Here is an 18,056-nt window from a genome sequence, read left to right as displayed (position 1 = left end):
ACGGCACGTTCCGTACCTGACGTCAGGGTCACCCAACTGCCAGCGCGAAGTTTGCCATACAATTCGCCTCGACATGGATACACCTGCCCTGCACTTTCTCTTGCCGTTCGCGCTCCCCGCGTCGGCCCATTTGCCCGCACTGCTGGCCGAATTGGAGTTGCCCGCGCTCGAAAAGTTGCTCGCGCGTGGCGTTCAGTCGGCGCAGGACGTGCCGGAAGACCCTTTCGTCCCTACCCTGCCGCATGAGCGCTGGCTCGCCGACGCCTTCGGGCTGCCCGGCGGCCCCGCGCGCGCCCCGCTGGCGCCTTTCATGCTGCTGGCGGACTCGGGCTCGCTCGACACCCGGTTCTGGTACTGCGCACAACCCGCGCACATCCACATTGCCACCGATCATCTCGTGCTGACCGATCCGGCCGAACTCGAACTGAGTTCAGAGGATTCTGCCGCCCTTTTCGCGACAGCTCACGCCCTGTTCGCCGAAGAAGGCGCCGACTTGATCGCACCACGCCCCGATCGGTGGTACCTGAGCGCGCCGGCGCTCGGCGACCTGCTCACCGCCTCGCCGGCACGTGCCGCCGGCCGTAACGTCGACATCTGGTTGCCGCAAGGCAAGGCCGAACTGACCTGGCGCAAGTGGCAAAACGAAGTCCAGATGGCGTGGTACGACCACCCGGCCAATCAATCTCGCGAAGCGCGCCGCCTGCCGCCGGTCAACGCCCTCTGGCTCTATGGCGGCGGTCAACGCATTGCCGCGCCCCGCATGAATCGCCCGTGCGTGACCGTGCTGGCAGACGCGCCCGCGACTTGCGGGCTGGCAAACCATATGCAGATTGCGTTGCATCCGACATCTGCGGGAATCGACGCTGCCGACGGTCGCACACTGGTGCAGCTCGACACGCTGACCCCGCATTTCCTGATGGAAGACTGGGCGCGCTGGCGAGACGCCCTCGTCGAAATCGACCGTACGTGGCTCGCGCCCGCCTTAGCTCGTGTCACCGGCTCGCAAGCGCGTGAAGTTGCGCTCACGCTGTGCGGCGACAGCCACAGCGTGACGATTCGTGCACGCGGCGGCGATCTGCGCAAATTCTGGCGACGTCAGGCACTTCCTGCCCGAATGGCAACGCTGGCCCGACTCGGCGAGGAAGTGGCATGACCGACATCGTCACCCGTCATGTCGACGATGCGACGGCCAACGCGCTGTCCAGCAACGGGGTGCATCCCGTGCTTGCCCGCCTGTTCGCGTCTCGCGGCGTGAGCGAGAGCAGCGAAACGGAAACCGCCCTCGCCCGCCTGATCCCGCCTACGCAACTGAAGGGAGCGCAAGACGCGGCCGTCTTTCTTGCGGACGCCATCGACGCCGGCAAGCGCATGCTCGTCGTGGCCGACTACGATTGCGACGGCGCGACAGCCTGCGCCGTGGCCGTACGCGGCCTGCGCATGTTCGGCGCGAAGGTCGAGTATCTGGTGCCCAATCGCTTCGAGTATGGCTACGGACTCACGCCCGAAATCGTCACCCTGGCGGCCCGAGGCAAGCAAGGGCCACCGGACGTTCTGATTACGGTCGACAACGGTATTGCCAGCCTTGACGGCGTGGCCGCTGCGCAAATGCTCGGCATCGAAGTCGTCGTCACCGACCATCACTTGCCCGGCAGCGAACTTCCTAACGCGCGCTGCATCGTCAACCCGAACCAGCCGGGGTGCGAGTTTCCGAGCAAGAATCTGGCCGGCGTCGGCGTGATGTTCTACGTTCTGCTGGCGTTGCGCGCCGAGTTGCGTAGCCGTGGCGCGTTCGAGACCCGCGAGCAACCGCGTCTCGACACGCTGCTTGATCTCGTCGCACTGGGGACCGTAGCGGACGTTGTCAAACTCGATGCCAACAACCGCATTCTGGTGGCGCAAGGTCTTTCGCGTATGCGCGCCGGACGCATGCACCCCGGCATCAACGCCCTCTTCCGTGCGGCCGCCCGCAATGCGCGTCAGGCCGCCAGTTTCGATCTGGGTTTCGGGCTCGGCCCACGCCTGAATGCAGCAGGGCGTCTCGCCGACATGTCGCTTGGCATCGAATGTCTGCTCACGGATGACGATGCCCGCGCCTGGACACTCGCGCAGGAACTCGACGCGATGAACCGCGAACGGCGCGAAATCGAAGCGGGCATGCAGCAGGAGGCGCTGGCGGACCTGGCTCGCTTCGACCCACGTGCGGCAACCACGCTGTGCGCGTTCAATGAAACGTGGCATCAGGGCGTGATCGGGATCGTGGCCGCTCGGCTGAAAGAGAAGTTTTACCGCCCGACCATCGTGTTCGCGCCGGGCGACGACGGCCAGATCAAAGGCTCCGGCCGCTCGATCCCCGGCTTTCACCTGCGCGACGCCCTCGATCTGGTGACCAAACGCGAACCCGGCCTGATCGGCAAGTTCGGCGGCCACGCCATGGCCGCTGGCCTGACGATCGCGGCCGACGCGCTGCCGCGCTTTCAGGCCGCGTTCGAAGCCGTCGGGCAGGAATGGCTCGACGAGAAAGCGCTCTCACGCGTGATCGAAACCGATGGCGACATCGGCGACGATTGCTTCGTGCCGCCGTTCGTCGCGCTGCTCGACGCTCAAGTGTGGGGGCAAGGTTTCCCGCCCCCGGTGTTTTCAGGCGAATTCGAAGTGCTTTCGCAAGCCATCCTGAAAGACAAACACCTGAAGCTGCAACTCGGGCGCGGTCGCATGCGCTTCAATGCCATCTGGTTCAATCATGCCGATACGTTGCCCAGCCGCGCGCAATTCGCGTATCGCCTCGCTGCGGACACCTTTAACGGCGTATCTCGCGTGCAGATGATCATCGAACACGCACAAGGCTGACGAAGTACAGCGGACGGACGTGATCTGCGTTCGTCCGCTAAGTCCGCTGAGTCCGCCGAGTCCACCGATTAAGCCGATTAAGCCGATTAAGCCCTCGATATCTCAGCCGGGTTACGCCTCGTCCCGGCATGGCATTCACGGCGCCGCACATCCCGTCTACGCGGGTTGCGCCTCGGCAACATACTCACGCATCACCCGCAGAAACGCTTCTCGCGCAGGGTGCACATCCACGCCGCGGTGCCGAACGAAGAAGTTGGGGACCGCTGCCAGATCCTCCATCGCGTGCCCCACGATGTTCGCCTCCTGTCGGTACCGCAGATAGATGCCGCGAGGCACGAGGGAATAGCCCACGCCGGCACCCACGCAAGCGACGATGGTCGCGTAGCTTCCGTAACTCAAGACGCGCCCCGGCGTGACCGCGTTCGACGCCAGCCACTGCTCCATCGTGCCGCGATACGGGCAGCCCGGCGGCCACATGAGCAGCGTAGCGCCGGCCAGATCGGAAGCCTCGTGCACGCGTCCCGCTCGTGCCGGGGCGACCAGCACGATCGGTTCGCGGTAGATCTCGTCCGCGACGACCGACATTTGCGCCTGTGCTTCGAGACATGCGGTGCCTGCGATCAGCGCGGCATCGACGCGTCCGTGCTGGATTTCGTCGAGCAGGTTCAACGATGTATCCGTCACCAGATTCAGACGCACTTTCGGATAGGCCGCGTGGAACCTTGCCAGCACCGCAGGCAAGCGCGACGTGGCCGACGATTCGATGGCGCCCAGAGAGAAATCCCCCGACGGTTCGTTCGCAGGATTGAGTGCCGCGCTCGCTTCGCGCGATAGCGCGAGAATCCGGTCCGCGTAACCAAGCAGCGTACGCCCGCTCGGCGTGAGTTGCAGACGTCGCCCCTGCCGGTGGAAAAGCTTCACGCCTACCGTGTGCTCCAGGGACCGGATGCGCGCCGTCACGTTCGATTGCACACAGTGCAGCGCCTCGGCCGCGCCCAGCACGCTGCCCTCATCGACGATGGCTTTAAAAGTCTGAAGTTGCAGAAAGTCCATGACGGGCTCCAGGGCAAATCGCGTGACGACAAGGCCGCACGACGACGCCAAGGCGACATCGTGCTTTCGGTCTGCCGCAACAAGACCGGCGGCCAATCGTGAAATGTTACGCGTCGGCCGCCATCACTTCAATAATAGTGAACAAAATCACCTTAACAATTCACTTTTTTAGTGCACGCGAAAGGCATAAGATTCGGGTTATCCCTAATGCGATGCCCACCCAGGCATTCCGCCTCCGGCCCTCGTGTCGCACCTTGTGAAGGAAGTCACACCATGTACCGCCCTCTGTCCGCCGCTGCCAACCTCAACGCTTCCGCCCCGGTCGTTGCTGCGCCGGTCACGCCGCTCGGCCTGTTCTTCCGTGCCATTGATCAGTGGCGCATGCACTATGAGCAAACGCTGCAAGCCGAAGCGCTCGCATCGTTCGACGATACGTCTCTCGCGGATGTCGGCTATGCGCGCGATGCGTTCGGTCTGCGTCAGACGTCGCGTTAAGCCACTGTCCGAAAGTCGTCAAAAGCCCCCGAAAAGTCAGGGAAACAGGGGCTTCGCTGCGCTATAATTGCGGTTTTCCCGAATTCGCAACTGTCATAGCTCATGGAAGCCGAACGCCTCAACGCCCTCGAATCCCTGCTCGCCGACCTTCGCACTCGCGTGGGCGAGCTCAGGGGGTATCTTTGACTTCGATGTCAAGCAAGCTCGCCTGACGGAAGTCAACAAAGAACTCGAAGATCCCAACATCTGGAACGACTCCAAGCGTGCTCAGGCACTGGGCAAGGAGAAGAAGGCGCTCGACAGCGTGGTCACCAATCTGACCGAACTCGACGCCGGCCTCTCCGACACGCAGGAGCTGTTCGACATGGCTCGCGAGGAAGGTGACGAAGACTCGCTCGTGGCGCTTGAAGGCGACACGAAGGGGCTCGAAGCCCGCGTGGGTGACATGGAGTTCCGCCGGATGTTCAACAACCCGGCCGACCCGAACAACTGCTTCATCGACATTCAGGCCGGCGCCGGCGGCACCGAGGCCAACGACTGGGCCGGCATGTTGCTGCGCCAGTACCTGCGTTATTGCGAGCGCAAAGGCTTCAAGGCCGAAGTCCTCGAAGTGTCGGACGGCGACGTCGCCGGCATCAAGAGCGCCTCGCTCAAGGTCACGGGCGACTACGCCTACGGTTATCTGCGTACCGAAACCGGTGTGCACCGTCTCGTGCGCAAGTCGCCGTTCGATTCGTCGGGTGGCCGTCACACGTCGTTCGCCAGCTTGTTCGTGTACCCGGAAGTCGATGATTCGATCGATATCGAAATCAATCCGGCCGACGTGCGTACCGATACCTATCGCGCCTCGGGTGCGGGCGGTCAGCACATCAACAAGACCGACTCCGCCGTGCGTCTGACGCACATCCCGACGGGCATCGTCGTGGCCTGCCAGAACGACCGCTCCCAGCACCGTAACCGCGCCGAAGCGTGGGACATGCTGCGCTCGCGTCTGTTCGAACACGAGATGCGCAAGCGTCGTGCCGAGCAGGACAAGCTTGAATCTAGCAAGACGGATGTGGGCTGGGGTCACCAGATTCGCTCGTACGTGCTCGACCAGTCGCGCGTCAAGGACCTGCGCACCAGCGTCGAAACCGGCAACACCGGCAAGGTGCTCGATGGCGATCTGGACGACTTCATCTCCGCGAGTCTCAAGCAGGGAGTGTAAGGAATGGCGTTTGTCCGCACGCTAGCCGTGTGGGTGGTGAGTGCGCTGTGCTTGCAGCGCGCCGCCGTTGCTGCCCCGGCCAGTTCGCCGGGTGCACCGGGTGCAAGTCCCGAGACGGGACCGTACCTGCATGAACTGCTCAAGCGCCCGGATTTTTCGGGCGCTTACGCACGCATCGTTGCACCGCGCAATGTACCCGCATGGGTGCGTCAGGGTGGCACCTCGACGCCATCGCAACGCGTGAGCGTCGCAGGCAAGCCCTGGCTGCTGGTGCAGAGTTGCAAGCCGCACGATTGCCCGAGCGAGTACGTCCATATCCTGTATGAGCCGCGCTCGCAGGCCATCGCGGCGTTGTTTGTGCGAGACCCCAGTGCAGCGGCCAATGCCAGCCCGCATCAGGACCGCACGGAACTGATCTGGCTGGGTGCGCCCGACGGCTCGCTCAAGAATGCCCTGCTCCACACGCTGCGTTTTACCGAATAACTTCATCGTTCGCATCATGACCGATCAAAACATCCCGGCCGATTCGGCCAATCAGGCCAACGACCTGCCGCAGGACGACAACAAGCTCATCGCCGAGCGTCGCGAGAAGTTGACGGCGATTCGCGCGGGCGGCGTGGCATTCCCGAACGACTTCCGCCCCGAACAGCACGCCGGCGATCTTCAGGCACGCTATCAGGACGTCGACAACGAAACGCTTGAAGCCGAACCCGTCGCCGTGTCGGTGGCCGGTCGCATGATGCTCAAGCGCGTGATGGGCAAGGCCGCTTTCGCCACCGTGCAGGATGGCAGCGGTCAGATTCAGTTCTTCATCGGTCGCGACGACGTGGGCGCCGATTCGATGACGGCGTTCAAGGGTTGGGACATCGGTGACATCATCGCCGCAACCGGCACGCTGTTCCGCACGCGCACCGGCGAACTGTCGGTCAAGGTGAAGGAACTGCGTCTGCTCGCCAAGGCGCTGCGCCCGCTGCCGGACAAGTTCCACGGTCTGGCCGATCAGGAAACGAAGTATCGTCAGCGCTACGTCGATCTCATCACGTCGCCGGAAACCCGCAACACGTTCCGCGCACGTGCGAAGGCCATCGCCTCGATCCGCCAGTACATGACGAACGCCGACTTCATGGAAGTCGAGACGCCGATGCTGCACCCGATTCCGGGCGGCGCGGCAGCCAAGCCGTTCATCACGCACCACAATGCGCTCGACATGCAGATGTATCTGCGTATCGCCCCCGAGCTCTATCTGAAGCGTCTGATCGTCGGCGGCTTCGAGCGCGTGTTCGAAATCAACCGTAACTTCCGTAATGAAGGCGTGTCGCCGCGCCACAATCCGGAGTTCACGATGATGGAGTTCTACGCAGCCTACACGGACTACCGTTGGCTGATGGACTTCACGGAAGCCCTGATCCGTCGCGCGGCCGTCGACGCACGCGGCACGGCAACCATCGAATATCAGGGTCGCGAACTGGATCTGGCCAAGCCGTTCCATCGCCTGACGATCGTCGAAGCCATCCTGAAGTACGCGCCGGAGTACACCGAAGCGCAACTCGCGGATATCGACTTCGTGCGCGGCGCGCTCGCCAAGTACGGCGTGAAGACCGATGCACCGCAGTTCAAGAACGCCGGTCTCGGCGCGCTGCAACTGGCGCTGTTCGAAGAAACGGCGGAGAGCCAGCTCTGGGAACCGACGTTCATCGTCGACTACCCGGTAGAGGTCTCGCCGCTGGCACGCGCGTCGGACACGCTGCCGGGCATCACCGAGCGTTTCGAGTTGTTCATCACGGGCCGCGAGATCGCCAACGGCTTCTCGGAGCTGAACGATCCGGAAGACCAGGCCGCACGTTTCCGTGCGCAAGTCGATCAGAAGGATGCGGGCGATGAAGAAGCCATGTATTACGACGCCGACTACATTCGCGCGCTCGAATACGGCATGCCCCCGACAGGCGGTTGCGGCATCGGCATCGATCGTCTGATCATGCTGCTCACCGACAGCCCCAACATTCGCGACGTGCTGCTCTTCCCGCACCTGCGCCGCGAAGACTGATCGGTCGGCACGCAACCAACGCAAGATGAAGCCGCAGCCCTTGTCGGGGGCTGCGGCTTTTTTCATAGGGACGTCGAACGCTCACGACGCAGCGACGTATCCTCCTCATCGGGCAATTCGCGATCGTCCGGGGACGTCGCCGGTAAGGTGGATGTCGGCACCGGCGTCGTGGTTTCCGAACATGCCTCCCGGCGACGCGTCAGCGCGTCCTCCCCTTCCCGTCCAACGATCGAATCTCGCCAGTCGATTCCTGCGCACTCACGCATGAAATCGGCAATCTCGATGGCGGCGACCGATGTCGGCTGTCCATCAGCCGACAGGCGCGCCACGGATTGGGTGACGTTGGCCAGACAGTCCACCAGGCCACCCGCGTGCATGTGAAACGACACGATTCGCACGCAGATCTCGTCCATGAGCTGCCCCGATTCGTGCGTCGCAAGATGCGGTAGAACCGCGCGTCCAACTGCGCAGAATAAGGCCGTATTCGGATCGGACGACCAGACGCTTTCATCGACCGACGGCATCACCGAACGCCACGATGGGGCGAGCGCACGCCAACCGAGGTCATATTCGAGCGCCGCCATCGTGCCCGGCTCGAATCCCGGCTCGCGAAGGTAGATCGATGGGAGTGATAACGCCTCCACCGTGGCGAACTCACTCGTATCCACGGGAAGGCTGAGGTCACGAATCTCGCCGACATTACTGACATCGCTGACCTCCTGCGGGGTGGACGGCACCTGCGCCTCGGCGCGCCGAGACCCACCGGCACCGACACCAAGACACGCCATGCGATCCGCGATATCGGTGGCCACCTCCCCGGGACGTACGGTGGCCGGACATCCATCCTCAGTACGGGTAGCACCGAGCATCTCCATCCATACGGCACTGACCCGATTTTCGTTGAGAAAGCCCACGCGGTCCGGCTCGGAATGCAGATGCATGATCGTTCTCCCCTCGACCTGAACCTCGACGGGAGACGCTTGCGGCAACACCGTACGGCATTGCGCGGACGCACGTGGCTCGGCGACGGCGCGAAGCACGCGTGCACCGTTGAACGCCTCGGAGAACGCAGTACTCCGAATTTGCACAGAGCCAATCGGTGAGAGGAAGACGGAAGATGTGTGTCCCGTCGAGGAAGCCGTATGAGCTGCGTAGGAATGAGTCGCGTAAGACGATACCGAGGGCAAAGCTGGCATACGTGGTCTCCGGTGAGGGCAACGGAATGTGCCCTCACCGAGTCTAGGTAGCGTCCCATGTCCCGTTTTGGGGTCGCGAGCGCCGGCTATGTGAAACGAGACAACACTGGAAACCTGATTTAGAAAGCCGGCGTACCTCGATAAGCGGACGGCCAGTCGCCGTCGAGTCGCAACCAACTACGTGAGATGGGCAGAATGGCGCCCGTCGATGCGCCCTCGATCAACTGACGCAATGCCAGCGACGACACCGTCTTCGTATCGGTAGGAAAGGCGACGAGGAAGGTGCGGTTCACGGCGATTGCCGCGAACTCCGTCGCTTCGAAATGCTCGGCCATCGACTGGTAGAGATTCCCCAGCACCAGAGCACCCGCGGGCGCCATCCAATTGCCGCGCGAACCGCCAATCATCGTGCCGTCGTCGAGCCGGGCAATGCCGAATTCGAAATGACGCGCAGTCCAGGCACGTGAGAGGTTGGATGCCGCTTGCGCGAACGCCGCCTCGAACGTCAGTCCGGCAGCTTGCAGGTCGCTACCCTGCAAACGTCGCAGCCCGGTCGGGCTATCGAGGACCAAGGTGACGAAGACGTCGTCCGAAAACGGCTCACTGACGTCGCCCTGCGCATCGTGCATATCGACCCACGCACGTTGCACGACGTACGGATATACATGCGGATGGCTCGCCGCATCCAGCGGATTTTCGAGAGTCGGTAACGTATCGATCATAAGTGTGCGACCAAGCGCCGGGAGATGCGTTCACAGACGATGCGCAACATTATGCGCGCGTGAGGCTTGCTGTGCCCGTTGTGCGCGTATGGCGCGGACAGCACGCCACCCGATCAGCCACATCAATGCAGGCAGCAAAACGACACCCCACTGCCCCATCGGCGTCCAGAGTACGGCGAGATACGCTTGTAACGGCAGCAGCCAGAGCAACGCCTGCAATCGCCCCGCTAGCCACGTCTGCCCTTCGTTCGTGCCAACAGTGACGTCCTCTTGTGCGAGGCATAACAGCGGCACGATCAACCACACCAATTCGTAGTAGAGAAGATAGGGCTGAACCAGTAACGTCGCTGTCATGGCCGCAGCGACGCGCAACGGTAAGGGCCCACGCTTCGCCCATAGCCATGCGGCAACGAGTATCGAAGGCACGGCCACAATGGCGTAGAGTGCGTACGCCACGGGCAACGGGATTCCGCTCAGACGTGCCGCAGCGAACACCGTCGGCATCGCATGCCAGATATCGCCTGCGCCTTGCTGGACTACCTCGACATTGAACGCGGACATGGCCGCAAAGAACGCCCGCCACAAGGGCCACCCCTCCCACGTCAGCGTAAGCGCACAACAGAGCGCAGCGGTCGCGGCCATCGTCATCAAAGCGCGCCACTGTCTTGCGCATAGCCACCACAGCGGCAGCAGCACCGCGAATTGCGGTTTGATGACGAGCAGGCCGGCGCACACTCCCGCAAGCAACGGGGAAGTGCCCGAATACGTTAGCGCGACCGTCATCAGCAACAGCGTCACGACCGAGTTCTGCCCCGCCAGGATCGCGATCCAGAGTCCGGGGAATGCCATGACGACCAGCCACGGCCAACCCGCCCCAACTCGCCATCGCCTCACGGCAACAACAAACAATGCGACGCTAACGATGACGTACAACGCGTACACCCAGCCGTATGACAGCCGTGACAGCGGTTGAATCAGCCACTGGAATGTCGGCGGATACAGCCAACGCCCTAGCTCGCTGTATGCGGGGAAGAAATGCAGTTGCGCGGCGTCGAGCGTGGCGTTGTCGAAGGCAGCAGATGCACCGAGATGCGTGGTGATCCACGAAACGGTCCAGAAGACGCGCAGATCGTGGCCCAGCGGCGGCATGCCCTCAGTCCCCTCAGCCCCGTCACGTTCGCTCATCAGCCAGCTGAAAGCCCACGCGCCAAGTGCCGCCCATTGCAGCACCATGACGACACCCGCCGCCATCACGACGCCGCGCGGCAACGACACGCCCCCTAAGGGCTTGCCTCGACGCGTCGTCGGCAGTTCGGATGACGCCATCTGTCGATTCATGTCTCGCCTCTCCCACGACTTGTTTCTTTTGTTAAATCCGCCGCAGACGACGCCTGCGCAACGCCTTTTCAATCAAAGAAAATTCTTATATTTTTCAAAAGCTTAGGGGATACAACAACATGACCGGAAGGTCGATCAGACGATGCACATCTTACATCGCGTTACAAAATGAAACGGATGCCCCTTTCGCGGTGACGGAAACTTTTCTCATGCGAAATCGCCCGTGCACGCCAGCACGCAAAAGAGGATTCGCACTTACCGCACGATGGAGAGAACAACATGGATAACGATCTGCAACCGCGTCGCATGCATCCCCTGGTCGCTGCCGCTGCCGGCAGTATCGTCGTTGTCAGCCTGCTCGGTGTCGCCGCCATTACCGGCGTGCTGCCGGTGGCGAAGAGTACCGACGGCCCTGCGCCAACGAGCAATAGCGCACAGTACGCATTGACTGGCCCGCAACAAACGGCGCCGGCGGCACAGACGCAACAAGCCGCGTATGCAGAACAGCCGCAAACGCCGTACGCATCACAACAAATGTCGCAGCAAACGCAGCAACAAGCACCTCAGCGCGCTCCGGCCCCGCAGCCGTCGTATGCCCAGCAGACGGCCGCGCCGACGCCACAGCAAGCGGCGACGTGCTCGACTTGCGGCACCGTGCAATCGGTGCAACCGATTCGCACGGAAGGTCATGCGACCGGTCTGGGCGCTGTGGGCGGCGCCGTGGCTGGTGGCTTGCTCGGCAATCAGTTCGGCGCAGGTAACGGCCGCACGGCAATGACGGTGGTCGGTGCACTCGGCGGCGGTCTGGCCGGAAACGAAGTCGAAAAGCGAGTCCGTTCGGACACCGTTTATCGCGTGTACGTCCGCATGGATACCGGCAAGACGCGTTACTGGACCTATCAATCGGCCCCCGGCGTTCAGCCAGGCGACCGCGTGCGTCTGGAAAACAACGGGCTGGTGCGCGCGAGTTGAGGCGTGAGGCGAGCGCCCGGATGGGCTGTATGGCCGCATCGCAAGAAAGCAAAAAGCCGCTCTTTCGAGCGGCTTTTTTCGGACATCTCATCCAGCCAACAAGACCCGTTGGCCTGGCAGCATCGATCCGGATCAGTCGGCTTCGTCGATCCATGCCAACTGAATGGCTTCCAGAATCTTCTCACCGGAACGATCCGGCGCATCGTCGAAACCGTCCAGCGCGACGACCCACTTGTGAAGGTCGGTGAAGCGCACGTATTGCGGGTCGACGTCGGGATGCGCCTCAGTGAGCGCAATCGCGATTTCCAGGCTATCGGTCCATTTCATGGGGAAGCTCCTTTGTGCTATCTCGTCACTGCACGACACCCACGGGCATCGCTCAGTGATTTTCCTTGGCGTGGTTGATTGTGTACTTCGGAATTTCTACGACGAGATCCGTATCGTCCGGCATCAGCGTCTGGCACGACAGACGCGACGTCGGCTCCAGGCCCCAGGCCTTGTCCAGCAGATCTTCTTCTTCGTCCTGCGCCGGCTCCAGCGATTCGAAACCCTCACGCACGATCACGTGGCACGTCGTGCACGCGCACGACAGCTCGCAAGCGTGTTCGATCTCAATATGATTGTCCAGCAACGCGCGGCACACGGACGTGCCCGGCGCAACCTCCAGCACAGCACCCTCCGGGCACAGCTCGACGTGAGGCAATACAACGATTTGAGGCATGGCTTTGAATTCCGTGTGTGTCTTACAGTTTGTCGATGTCTGCCACGCGACGACCGGCCAGCGCCGCACGGATGCTCTTGTCCATGCGGCGTGCGGCGAACGCGTCGGTCGCATGCGAGAGCGTTTCGGTCGCCGCCTTGATGGCGGTCTGATCGTCGCCCGAGGCCTTCTGACGCAGATCGGCCAACAAGCCATCGATCTGCGCGCGCTCTTCCTCGTCCAGCAATTCGGGATCGGCTTGCAGCGCGCTGTCGATCGCGACCAGCAGACGCTCGGCTTCCACCTGCTGCTCGCGCAATGCGCGGGCATGCATGTCCTGCTCGGCGGAGCCGAAGCTGTCCTGCAACATCCGGGAAATGTCTTCGTCGGCCAGACCGTACGACGGTTTCACCTCGATCGAAGCCGCCACGCCCGAGTGCATTTCCTGAGCGAAGACAGACAGCAAACCATCGGCGTCGACTTGATACGTCACGCGAATTCGCGCCGCACCAGCCGTCATCGGCGGAATGCCGCGCAGCTCGAAGCGCGCCAGCGAACGGCAGTCCGACACCAGTTCACGCTCGCCTTGCAGCACGTGAATGGCCATTGCCGTCTGGCCGTCCTTGAAGGTCGTGAACTCTTGCGCACGCGCGACCGGAATCGTCGCATTGCGCGGGATGATTTTCTCGACGAGGCCACCCATCGTCTCGACGCCAAGCGAGAGCGGGATCACGTCGAGCAATAGCCAGTCGTCGCCTTCCGCCTGATTGCCCGCGAGCAGGTTGGCCTGTACGGCCGCACCCAGCGCCACGACCTGGTCCGGGTCGAGATCCACCAGCGGTTCCCGTCCGAAGAAGCTCGCCACGGCAGCGCGCACTTGCGGCATGCGCGTAGCGCCCCCCACCAGCACGACACCCTTGACGTCTTCCGGACCCATGCCAGCATCGCGCAGCGCCTTGCGCATCGGACCAATCGTGCGCTGCACCAGCGGTGCACCCAACGTCGTGAACTGCTCGCGTGTGAGGTCCAGTGAAATCTTGCGCTCACCCGACAGCGTCAGCGCGATGGTCGCCTGCTCGGTGTCCGTCAGCGATTCCTTGGCGGTGCGTGCATGATCCAGCAAGCTGCGCACGTCTTCCGGCGTCAGCGACGCCGTGTCGATGCCCGCCGTCTGCACCGCCCAGCGGTAGATCACCTGATCGAAGTCGTCGCCACCGAGGGCAGAATCCCCACCCGCGGCGAGCACCTCGAACACGCCCTTCGTCAGTCGAAGAATCGAGATGTCGAACGTTCCGCCACCGAGGTCGTAGACGGCGTAGAGGCCTTCTGCACCATTGTCCAGACCATACGCAATGGCGGCAGCCGTCGGCTCATTGAGCAAACGCAGGACATTCAGCCCGGCCAGACGCGCCGCATCCTTGGTCGCCTGGCGTTGAGCGTCGTCGAAGTACGCGGGGACCGTAATCACGGCGCCAACCAGATCGTCGCCGAGCGAATCTTCTGCACGTTGACGCAGCGTCGCAAGAATCTCGGCAGACACTTCCACCGGGCTCTTCACACCGCCCGCGGTGTTCATCTGCACCATGCCGGGCGCGTCGACGAAGTCGTAAGGGGTGTTGTCAGCGTGCGCAACATCGGCGAGACCACGGCCCATGAAGCGCTTGACGGAAACGATGGTGTTACGCGGATCGGTCGCCGCCGACGCCTTGGCGTCGTAACCGATTTGCGTACGGTGCCCGCCCAGGTAGCGGACAACGGAGGGCAGCAAGACGCGGCCCTGCTCGTCGGGAAGGACTTCGGCCACACCGCTGCGCACGGAGGCAACGAGCGAGTGCGTCGTGCCAAGGTCGATGCCCACGGCGAGTCGCCGCTGGTGCGGCGCGGGGGACATGCCGGGTTCGGAAATTTGCAGAAGGGCCATGACTTTGCAATACGGGCGACACACGCCAGCGCGCGCGCCCTGTTCTCAAGCAGTTCTCAATGACATGTGACGGCGCCGCACCGGGCCGTCACGCGTTTTCCAGCATTTCGATGCGCTGCGCGATGTCTTCCTCGGCGCGCGCAATGAACATCAGTTGTCGCACGGCTTCCGCCGCCGGTTGCCAGGCCGCACTGTTCAGCCAGTCGCCCAGCTTGGCGAGTCGCACACGACGGTCGTCGCGCAAGGACTTGGCGAGGGCATCGAGCGCACCGACGTTGCGCGCGGCAACGGCGTCGTCGATCGCCTCGCGCCACTCCATCTGTTGCATCAGGAAATCGGGGGCCATCGCGGTGTTGTTCTCCGCGCCCACATCGATGCCCTGCAACGTCAGCAAATAGGTCGCGCGCTGGAGCGGGTCACGCAGCGTACGGTACGCGGCGTTCGCCTGCGCAGCCCATTGCATGGCCACGCGCCGTTCGGCATCGCTCGCGCTCGCAAATCGATCCGGATGCACGCGAGATTGCACGGCACGGTACGCCGCCTCAAGCGCTTCGGCATCGAGCGCGAAGCCCTGCGGCAGATCGAACAGCGTGAAGTAGTTATCAGTCAGTGCACTCATCGCGCCCGCTTAATACGTTTAATACGTTGGACCTACGTCCGGGCCAACATTCGACCCGTAAAAAAAGCGGCTCGCGCCGCCTTGCTGCCTACGCTACTGCCCTTGCCTGCAAAAACCAGCAACCGGGGTATCCCGTCCAGTCACTCGTCGGATGGCTCACCACGCTCGCATTTCCGGCAAGGTAATTCGCTCCCGAGCATCGCTTCACGACCTGCGGCACTCTGCGTCCATGTCCGGATCTGCCATGGGGGAAGATGCCTGACATGTTGTCCATGCCCACACGCCAGTCGCGCAACCCATTGGCCTTCGTCGTCTTGCCGAAAACCGATGATCTTGCGTGATGGTGGCAATACCGCAGGCATTGCCACCGTCGCGTCAGACGCGGAACGACTCACCGCAGCCGCACTCGTCCTTGACGTTCGGGTTGTTGAATCGGAACCCTTCGTTCAGGCCTTCGCGCGCGAAGTCCAGCTCAGTGCCGTCGATGTACGGCAGACTCTTCGGATCGACGATCACCTTCACGCCGTGGCTTTCGAAGACCGTATCTTCGTTCGCCACGTCGTCGGCGTACTCCAGCTTGTAGGCCAGGCCCGAGCAACCGGTCGTCTTCACGCCCAGTCGCAGGCCCACGCCCTTGCCGCGCCGCGTCAGATAACGCGAAACGTGCTGCGCGGCCTTCTCGGTCAATGTAATGGCCATCTTGCCTGATTCCTTATTCGTCGCGCCGCTTACGCAGCCTTGGCCGTTTCGGCCGTCTGGCCGTGCTTCTGCTTGTAATCGGCGACCGCCGCCTTGATGGCGTCTTCAGCCAGAATCGAGCAGTGAATCTTCACCGGCGGCAGCGCCAGTTCCTGCGCGATTTCGGTGTTCTTGATCTCGAGCGCCTGATCCAGCGTCTTGCCCTTGACCCACTCGGTCACGAGCGACGACGAAGCGATTGCCGAACCGCAGCCGTAGGTCTTGAACTTGGCGTCTTCGATCACGCCGGCTTCGTTCACACGAATCTGCAACTTCATCACGTCACCGCAGGCCGGCGCGCCGACCATGCCCGTACCGACGGCGTCGTCGCCCTTCTCGAACGAACCGACGTTACGCGGGTTTTCGTAGTGATCCAGAACTTCTTTGCTGTACGACATGGCTAACTCCTTGAATACTCAGTGTGCGGCCCACTGGATCGAATTCAGATCGACCCCGTCCTTGTACATTTCCCACAGCGGCGACAGATCACGCAGCTTGCCGATCTTGCTCTTGAGCAGTTCGACCACGTAGTCGACTTCCTGCTCGGTCGTGAAACGACCCACCGTGAAACGAATCGAGCTGTGCGCGAGTTCGTCGTTGCGACCCAGTGCGCGCAAGACGTACGAAGGCTCGAGCGAGGCCGATGTGCACGCCGAACCCGACGACACCGCCACATCCTTGATCGCCATGATCAGCGATTCGCCTTCGACAAAGTTGAAACTGATGTTCAGGTTGTGCGGGACACGTTGTTCCATGTCGCCGTTCACATACACCTCTTCCATTTCCGTCAGACCGGTCAGCAAACGATCGCGCAGCATACGCACGCGCTCATTCTCGACGGCCATCTCTTCACGCGCCAGACGGAAGGCTTCGCCCATCCCGACGATCTGGTGCGTCGCCAGCGTGCCCGAACGCATGCCGCGCTCATGGCCACCGCCGTGAATCTGCGCTTCAATACGAACACGCGGCTTGCGACGCACGTACAGTGCGCCGATACCCTTCGGGCCATACGTCTTGTGCGCCGAGAACGACATCAGGTCGACCTTCAGTGCTGCCAGATCGATCGGCATCTTGCCGGTGGCCTGTGCGGCGTCGACGTGGAAAATGATGCCCTTTTCACGGCAGATTTCGCCAAGCGTGCCGATGTCCTGAATCACGCCGATTTCGTTGTTCACGGCCATGATGGACACGAGAATCGTGTCGGGGCGCAGCGCCGCCTTGAAGACGTCCAGATCCAGCAGGCCGTCATCCTTGACATCGAGATAGGTGACTTCGAAGCCTTCACGCTCGAGTTCGCGCATCGTGTCGAGCACAGCCTTGTGCTCGGTCTTCACGGTGATGAGGTGCTTGCCCTTGCCTTGATAGAAGTGCGCAGCGCCCTTGATGGCGAGGTTGTTCGACTCGGTCGCGCCCGACGTCCAGACGATTTCGCGCGGATCGGCGTTCACCAGCTTGGCCACTTCCTCACGCGCCTCTTCCACCGCCTGCTCGGCAGCCCAGCCGAACGAGTGGCTGCGCGACGCCGGGTTGCCGAACTGCTCACGCAGGTAGGGCAACATCTTGTCCACGACGCGCGGGTCAATCGGCGTCGTGGCGCTGTAATCCATGTAGATGGGGAGGTTGAGGGTGTCGTTTTTCATGGGGTGCTCCAGGATCGTGCCGTGGCGCCTGTTATGAACGGGCCATATCAAAGACCGAATTGGGGATGCGCGTCGTAATCGTCTGGTTGCTGTTACCGGACTCGCGCGTATCGCGCAGCACAGCCTGCTGTGCCTGCTTGCTGCGCTGCTGCTCGACCAGGTCGCGCAGCGAAACGGAATCGAGATACTCGACCATCTTCTGGTTGAGTGTCGCCCACAGCTCGTGCGTCATGCAGTGACCGCGATGGCCGTCCTGGCCCTTCTCGCAATTGCCCTTGCTGCCGCACTGTGTGGCGTCGAGCGGTTCATCGACCGCAATGATGATGTCGGCGACGGTCACCTCTTCTGCGCGGCGCGCAAGGCTGTAACCACCACCCGGCCCGCGTACGCTCTCCACGATTTCGTGGCGGCGCAGCTTACCGAACAGTTGTTCCAGGTAAGAGAGGGAAATTCGCTGACGCTGACTAATGCCCGCAAGCGTCACGGGACCCGCGTCCTGGCGCATGGCCAGGTCGATCATCGCCGTGACGGCGAAACGGCCTTTCGTGGTAAGTCTCATGATGA

Annotated in this window: 20 protein-coding genes; 7 read left to right on the top strand and 13 right to left on the bottom strand. The window is 62.5% G+C overall.

The window, feature by feature from the left end; translation table 11 throughout:
* The first annotated feature begins 73 nt into the window (after nucleotides 1-73).
* Entirely contained in the window at nucleotides 74-1,153 is a 1,080-nt protein-coding gene (locus PCA20602_RS12275; protein ID WP_150721478.1) for a regulator, read from the top strand.
* On the top strand, nucleotides 1,150-2,847 hold the full coding sequence (gene recJ / locus PCA20602_RS12270; protein WP_150721477.1) for a single-stranded-DNA-specific exonuclease RecJ: 1,698 nt from the start codon (nucleotides 1,150-1,152) through the stop codon (nucleotides 2,845-2,847). Before PCA20602_RS12275 ends, recJ begins: the two co-directional genes overlap by 4 nt.
* Nucleotides 2,848-3,003: 156 nt before the next feature.
* Here recJ and PCA20602_RS12265 read toward each other — a convergent pair whose 3' ends face one another.
* Entirely contained in the window at nucleotides 3,004-3,900 is an 897-nt protein-coding gene (locus PCA20602_RS12265; protein WP_150721476.1) for a LysR family transcriptional regulator, read from the bottom strand.
* Between the two features lie 273 nt (nucleotides 3,901-4,173).
* Here PCA20602_RS12265 and PCA20602_RS12260 point away from each other — a divergent pair, with 273 nt between their 5' ends.
* The 4 genes from PCA20602_RS12260 (at nucleotide 4,174) to lysS (ending at nucleotide 7,646) form a co-directional block, all read left to right on the top strand.
* On the top strand, nucleotides 4,174-4,395 hold the full coding sequence (locus PCA20602_RS12260; RefSeq protein ID WP_150721475.1) for a hypothetical protein: 222 nt from the start codon (nucleotides 4,174-4,176) through the stop codon (nucleotides 4,393-4,395).
* Nucleotides 4,396-4,497: 102 nt separating this feature from the next.
* Nucleotides 4,498-5,602 (top strand): peptide chain release factor 2 gene (gene prfB / locus PCA20602_RS12255; RefSeq protein WP_174981037.1). Its coding sequence is split into 2 segments (ribosomal slippage): nucleotides 4,498-4,569 and nucleotides 4,571-5,602, totalling 1,104 coding nucleotides; the frame shifts between segments, so codons are not numbered across the junction.
* Nucleotides 5,603-5,605: 3 nt separating this feature from the next.
* The gene (locus tag PCA20602_RS12250) at nucleotides 5,606-6,085 is read left to right on the top strand and encodes an Ivy family c-type lysozyme inhibitor (protein WP_069341682.1); all 480 of its coding nucleotides are present in this window, start codon (nucleotides 5,606-5,608) and stop codon (nucleotides 6,083-6,085) included.
* A 16-nt stretch (nucleotides 6,086-6,101) separates the two neighbouring features.
* Nucleotides 6,102-7,646 (top strand): lysine--tRNA ligase, encoded by a 1,545-nt coding sequence (lysS, locus tag PCA20602_RS12245; RefSeq protein WP_150721473.1) that lies wholly within the window; start codon nucleotides 6,102-6,104, stop codon nucleotides 7,644-7,646.
* A 62-nt stretch (nucleotides 7,647-7,708) separates the two neighbouring features.
* Here lysS and PCA20602_RS12240 read toward each other — a convergent pair whose 3' ends face one another.
* From PCA20602_RS12240 to PCA20602_RS12230, 3 genes are all read right to left on the bottom strand, one after another.
* Nucleotides 7,709-8,587 (bottom strand): hypothetical protein, encoded by an 879-nt coding sequence (locus tag PCA20602_RS12240; RefSeq protein WP_150721472.1) that lies wholly within the window; start codon nucleotides 8,585-8,587, stop codon nucleotides 7,709-7,711.
* A 374-nt stretch (nucleotides 8,588-8,961) separates the two neighbouring features.
* On the bottom strand, nucleotides 8,962-9,564 hold the full coding sequence (locus PCA20602_RS12235; RefSeq protein ID WP_150721471.1) for a hypothetical protein: 603 nt from the start codon (nucleotides 9,562-9,564) through the stop codon (nucleotides 8,962-8,964).
* Nucleotides 9,565-9,594: 30 nt separating this feature from the next.
* The gene (locus PCA20602_RS12230) at nucleotides 9,595-10,902 is read right to left on the bottom strand and encodes a glycosyltransferase family 87 protein (RefSeq protein ID WP_150721470.1); all 1,308 of its coding nucleotides are present in this window, start codon (nucleotides 10,900-10,902) and stop codon (nucleotides 9,595-9,597) included.
* A gap of 279 nt (nucleotides 10,903-11,181) precedes the next feature.
* Between PCA20602_RS12230 and PCA20602_RS12225 the strand changes: the two genes are divergently transcribed.
* The gene (locus tag PCA20602_RS12225) at nucleotides 11,182-11,874 is read left to right on the top strand and encodes a glycine zipper 2TM domain-containing protein (protein ID WP_150721469.1); all 693 of its coding nucleotides are present in this window, start codon (nucleotides 11,182-11,184) and stop codon (nucleotides 11,872-11,874) included.
* A 132-nt stretch (nucleotides 11,875-12,006) separates the two neighbouring features.
* Here the strand turns inward: PCA20602_RS12225 and iscX are convergent, their stop codons facing one another.
* The 9 genes from iscX to iscR form a co-directional block, all read right to left on the bottom strand.
* Complete coding sequence (gene iscX, locus PCA20602_RS12220) at nucleotides 12,007-12,201, bottom strand: Fe-S cluster assembly protein IscX (protein WP_039399317.1); 195 nt, start codon at nucleotides 12,199-12,201, stop codon at nucleotides 12,007-12,009.
* A 52-nt stretch (nucleotides 12,202-12,253) separates the two neighbouring features.
* Nucleotides 12,254-12,595 carry an ISC system 2Fe-2S type ferredoxin gene (gene fdx, locus PCA20602_RS12215; RefSeq protein ID WP_150721468.1) on the bottom strand — a complete coding sequence of 114 codons (342 nt, stop codon included), beginning with the start codon at nucleotides 12,593-12,595 and terminating at the stop codon, nucleotides 12,254-12,256.
* 22 nt (nucleotides 12,596-12,617) lie between these two features.
* Entirely contained in the window at nucleotides 12,618-14,495 is a 1,878-nt protein-coding gene (gene hscA / locus PCA20602_RS12210; RefSeq protein ID WP_150721467.1) for a Fe-S protein assembly chaperone HscA, read from the bottom strand.
* Between the two features lie 88 nt (nucleotides 14,496-14,583).
* Entirely contained in the window at nucleotides 14,584-15,114 is a 531-nt protein-coding gene (gene hscB, locus PCA20602_RS12205; RefSeq protein WP_150721466.1) for a Fe-S protein assembly co-chaperone HscB, read from the bottom strand.
* A 140-nt stretch (nucleotides 15,115-15,254) separates the two neighbouring features.
* A complete protein-coding gene (locus tag PCA20602_RS12200; protein WP_150721465.1) occupies nucleotides 15,255-15,476 on the bottom strand; it encodes a DUF3565 domain-containing protein in 222 nt (73 codons plus the stop codon).
* A 13-nt stretch (nucleotides 15,477-15,489) separates the two neighbouring features.
* Nucleotides 15,490-15,813, bottom strand: a complete 324-nt coding sequence (gene iscA, locus PCA20602_RS12195) for an iron-sulfur cluster assembly protein IscA (protein ID WP_069341690.1) — start codon at nucleotides 15,811-15,813, stop codon at nucleotides 15,490-15,492.
* A 29-nt stretch (nucleotides 15,814-15,842) separates the two neighbouring features.
* A complete protein-coding gene (gene iscU, locus PCA20602_RS12190) occupies nucleotides 15,843-16,250 on the bottom strand; it encodes a Fe-S cluster assembly scaffold IscU (RefSeq protein ID WP_047907598.1) in 408 nt (135 codons plus the stop codon).
* Nucleotides 16,251-16,268: 18 nt separating this feature from the next.
* Nucleotides 16,269-17,492 (bottom strand): IscS subfamily cysteine desulfurase, encoded by a 1,224-nt coding sequence (locus PCA20602_RS12185; RefSeq protein ID WP_069341691.1) that lies wholly within the window; start codon nucleotides 17,490-17,492, stop codon nucleotides 16,269-16,271.
* Nucleotides 17,493-17,523: 31 nt separating this feature from the next.
* Entirely contained in the window at nucleotides 17,524-18,051 is a 528-nt protein-coding gene (iscR, locus tag PCA20602_RS12180; protein WP_069341692.1) for a Fe-S cluster assembly transcriptional regulator IscR, read from the bottom strand.
* Nucleotides 18,052-18,056: the final 5 nt, after the last annotated feature.

This window comes from Pandoraea capi (genome assembly GCF_902459735.1).
Lineage (GTDB): Bacteria > Pseudomonadota > Gammaproteobacteria > Burkholderiales > Burkholderiaceae > Pandoraea > Pandoraea capi.
This window is presented reverse-complemented; position numbering and strand designations above follow the sequence as displayed.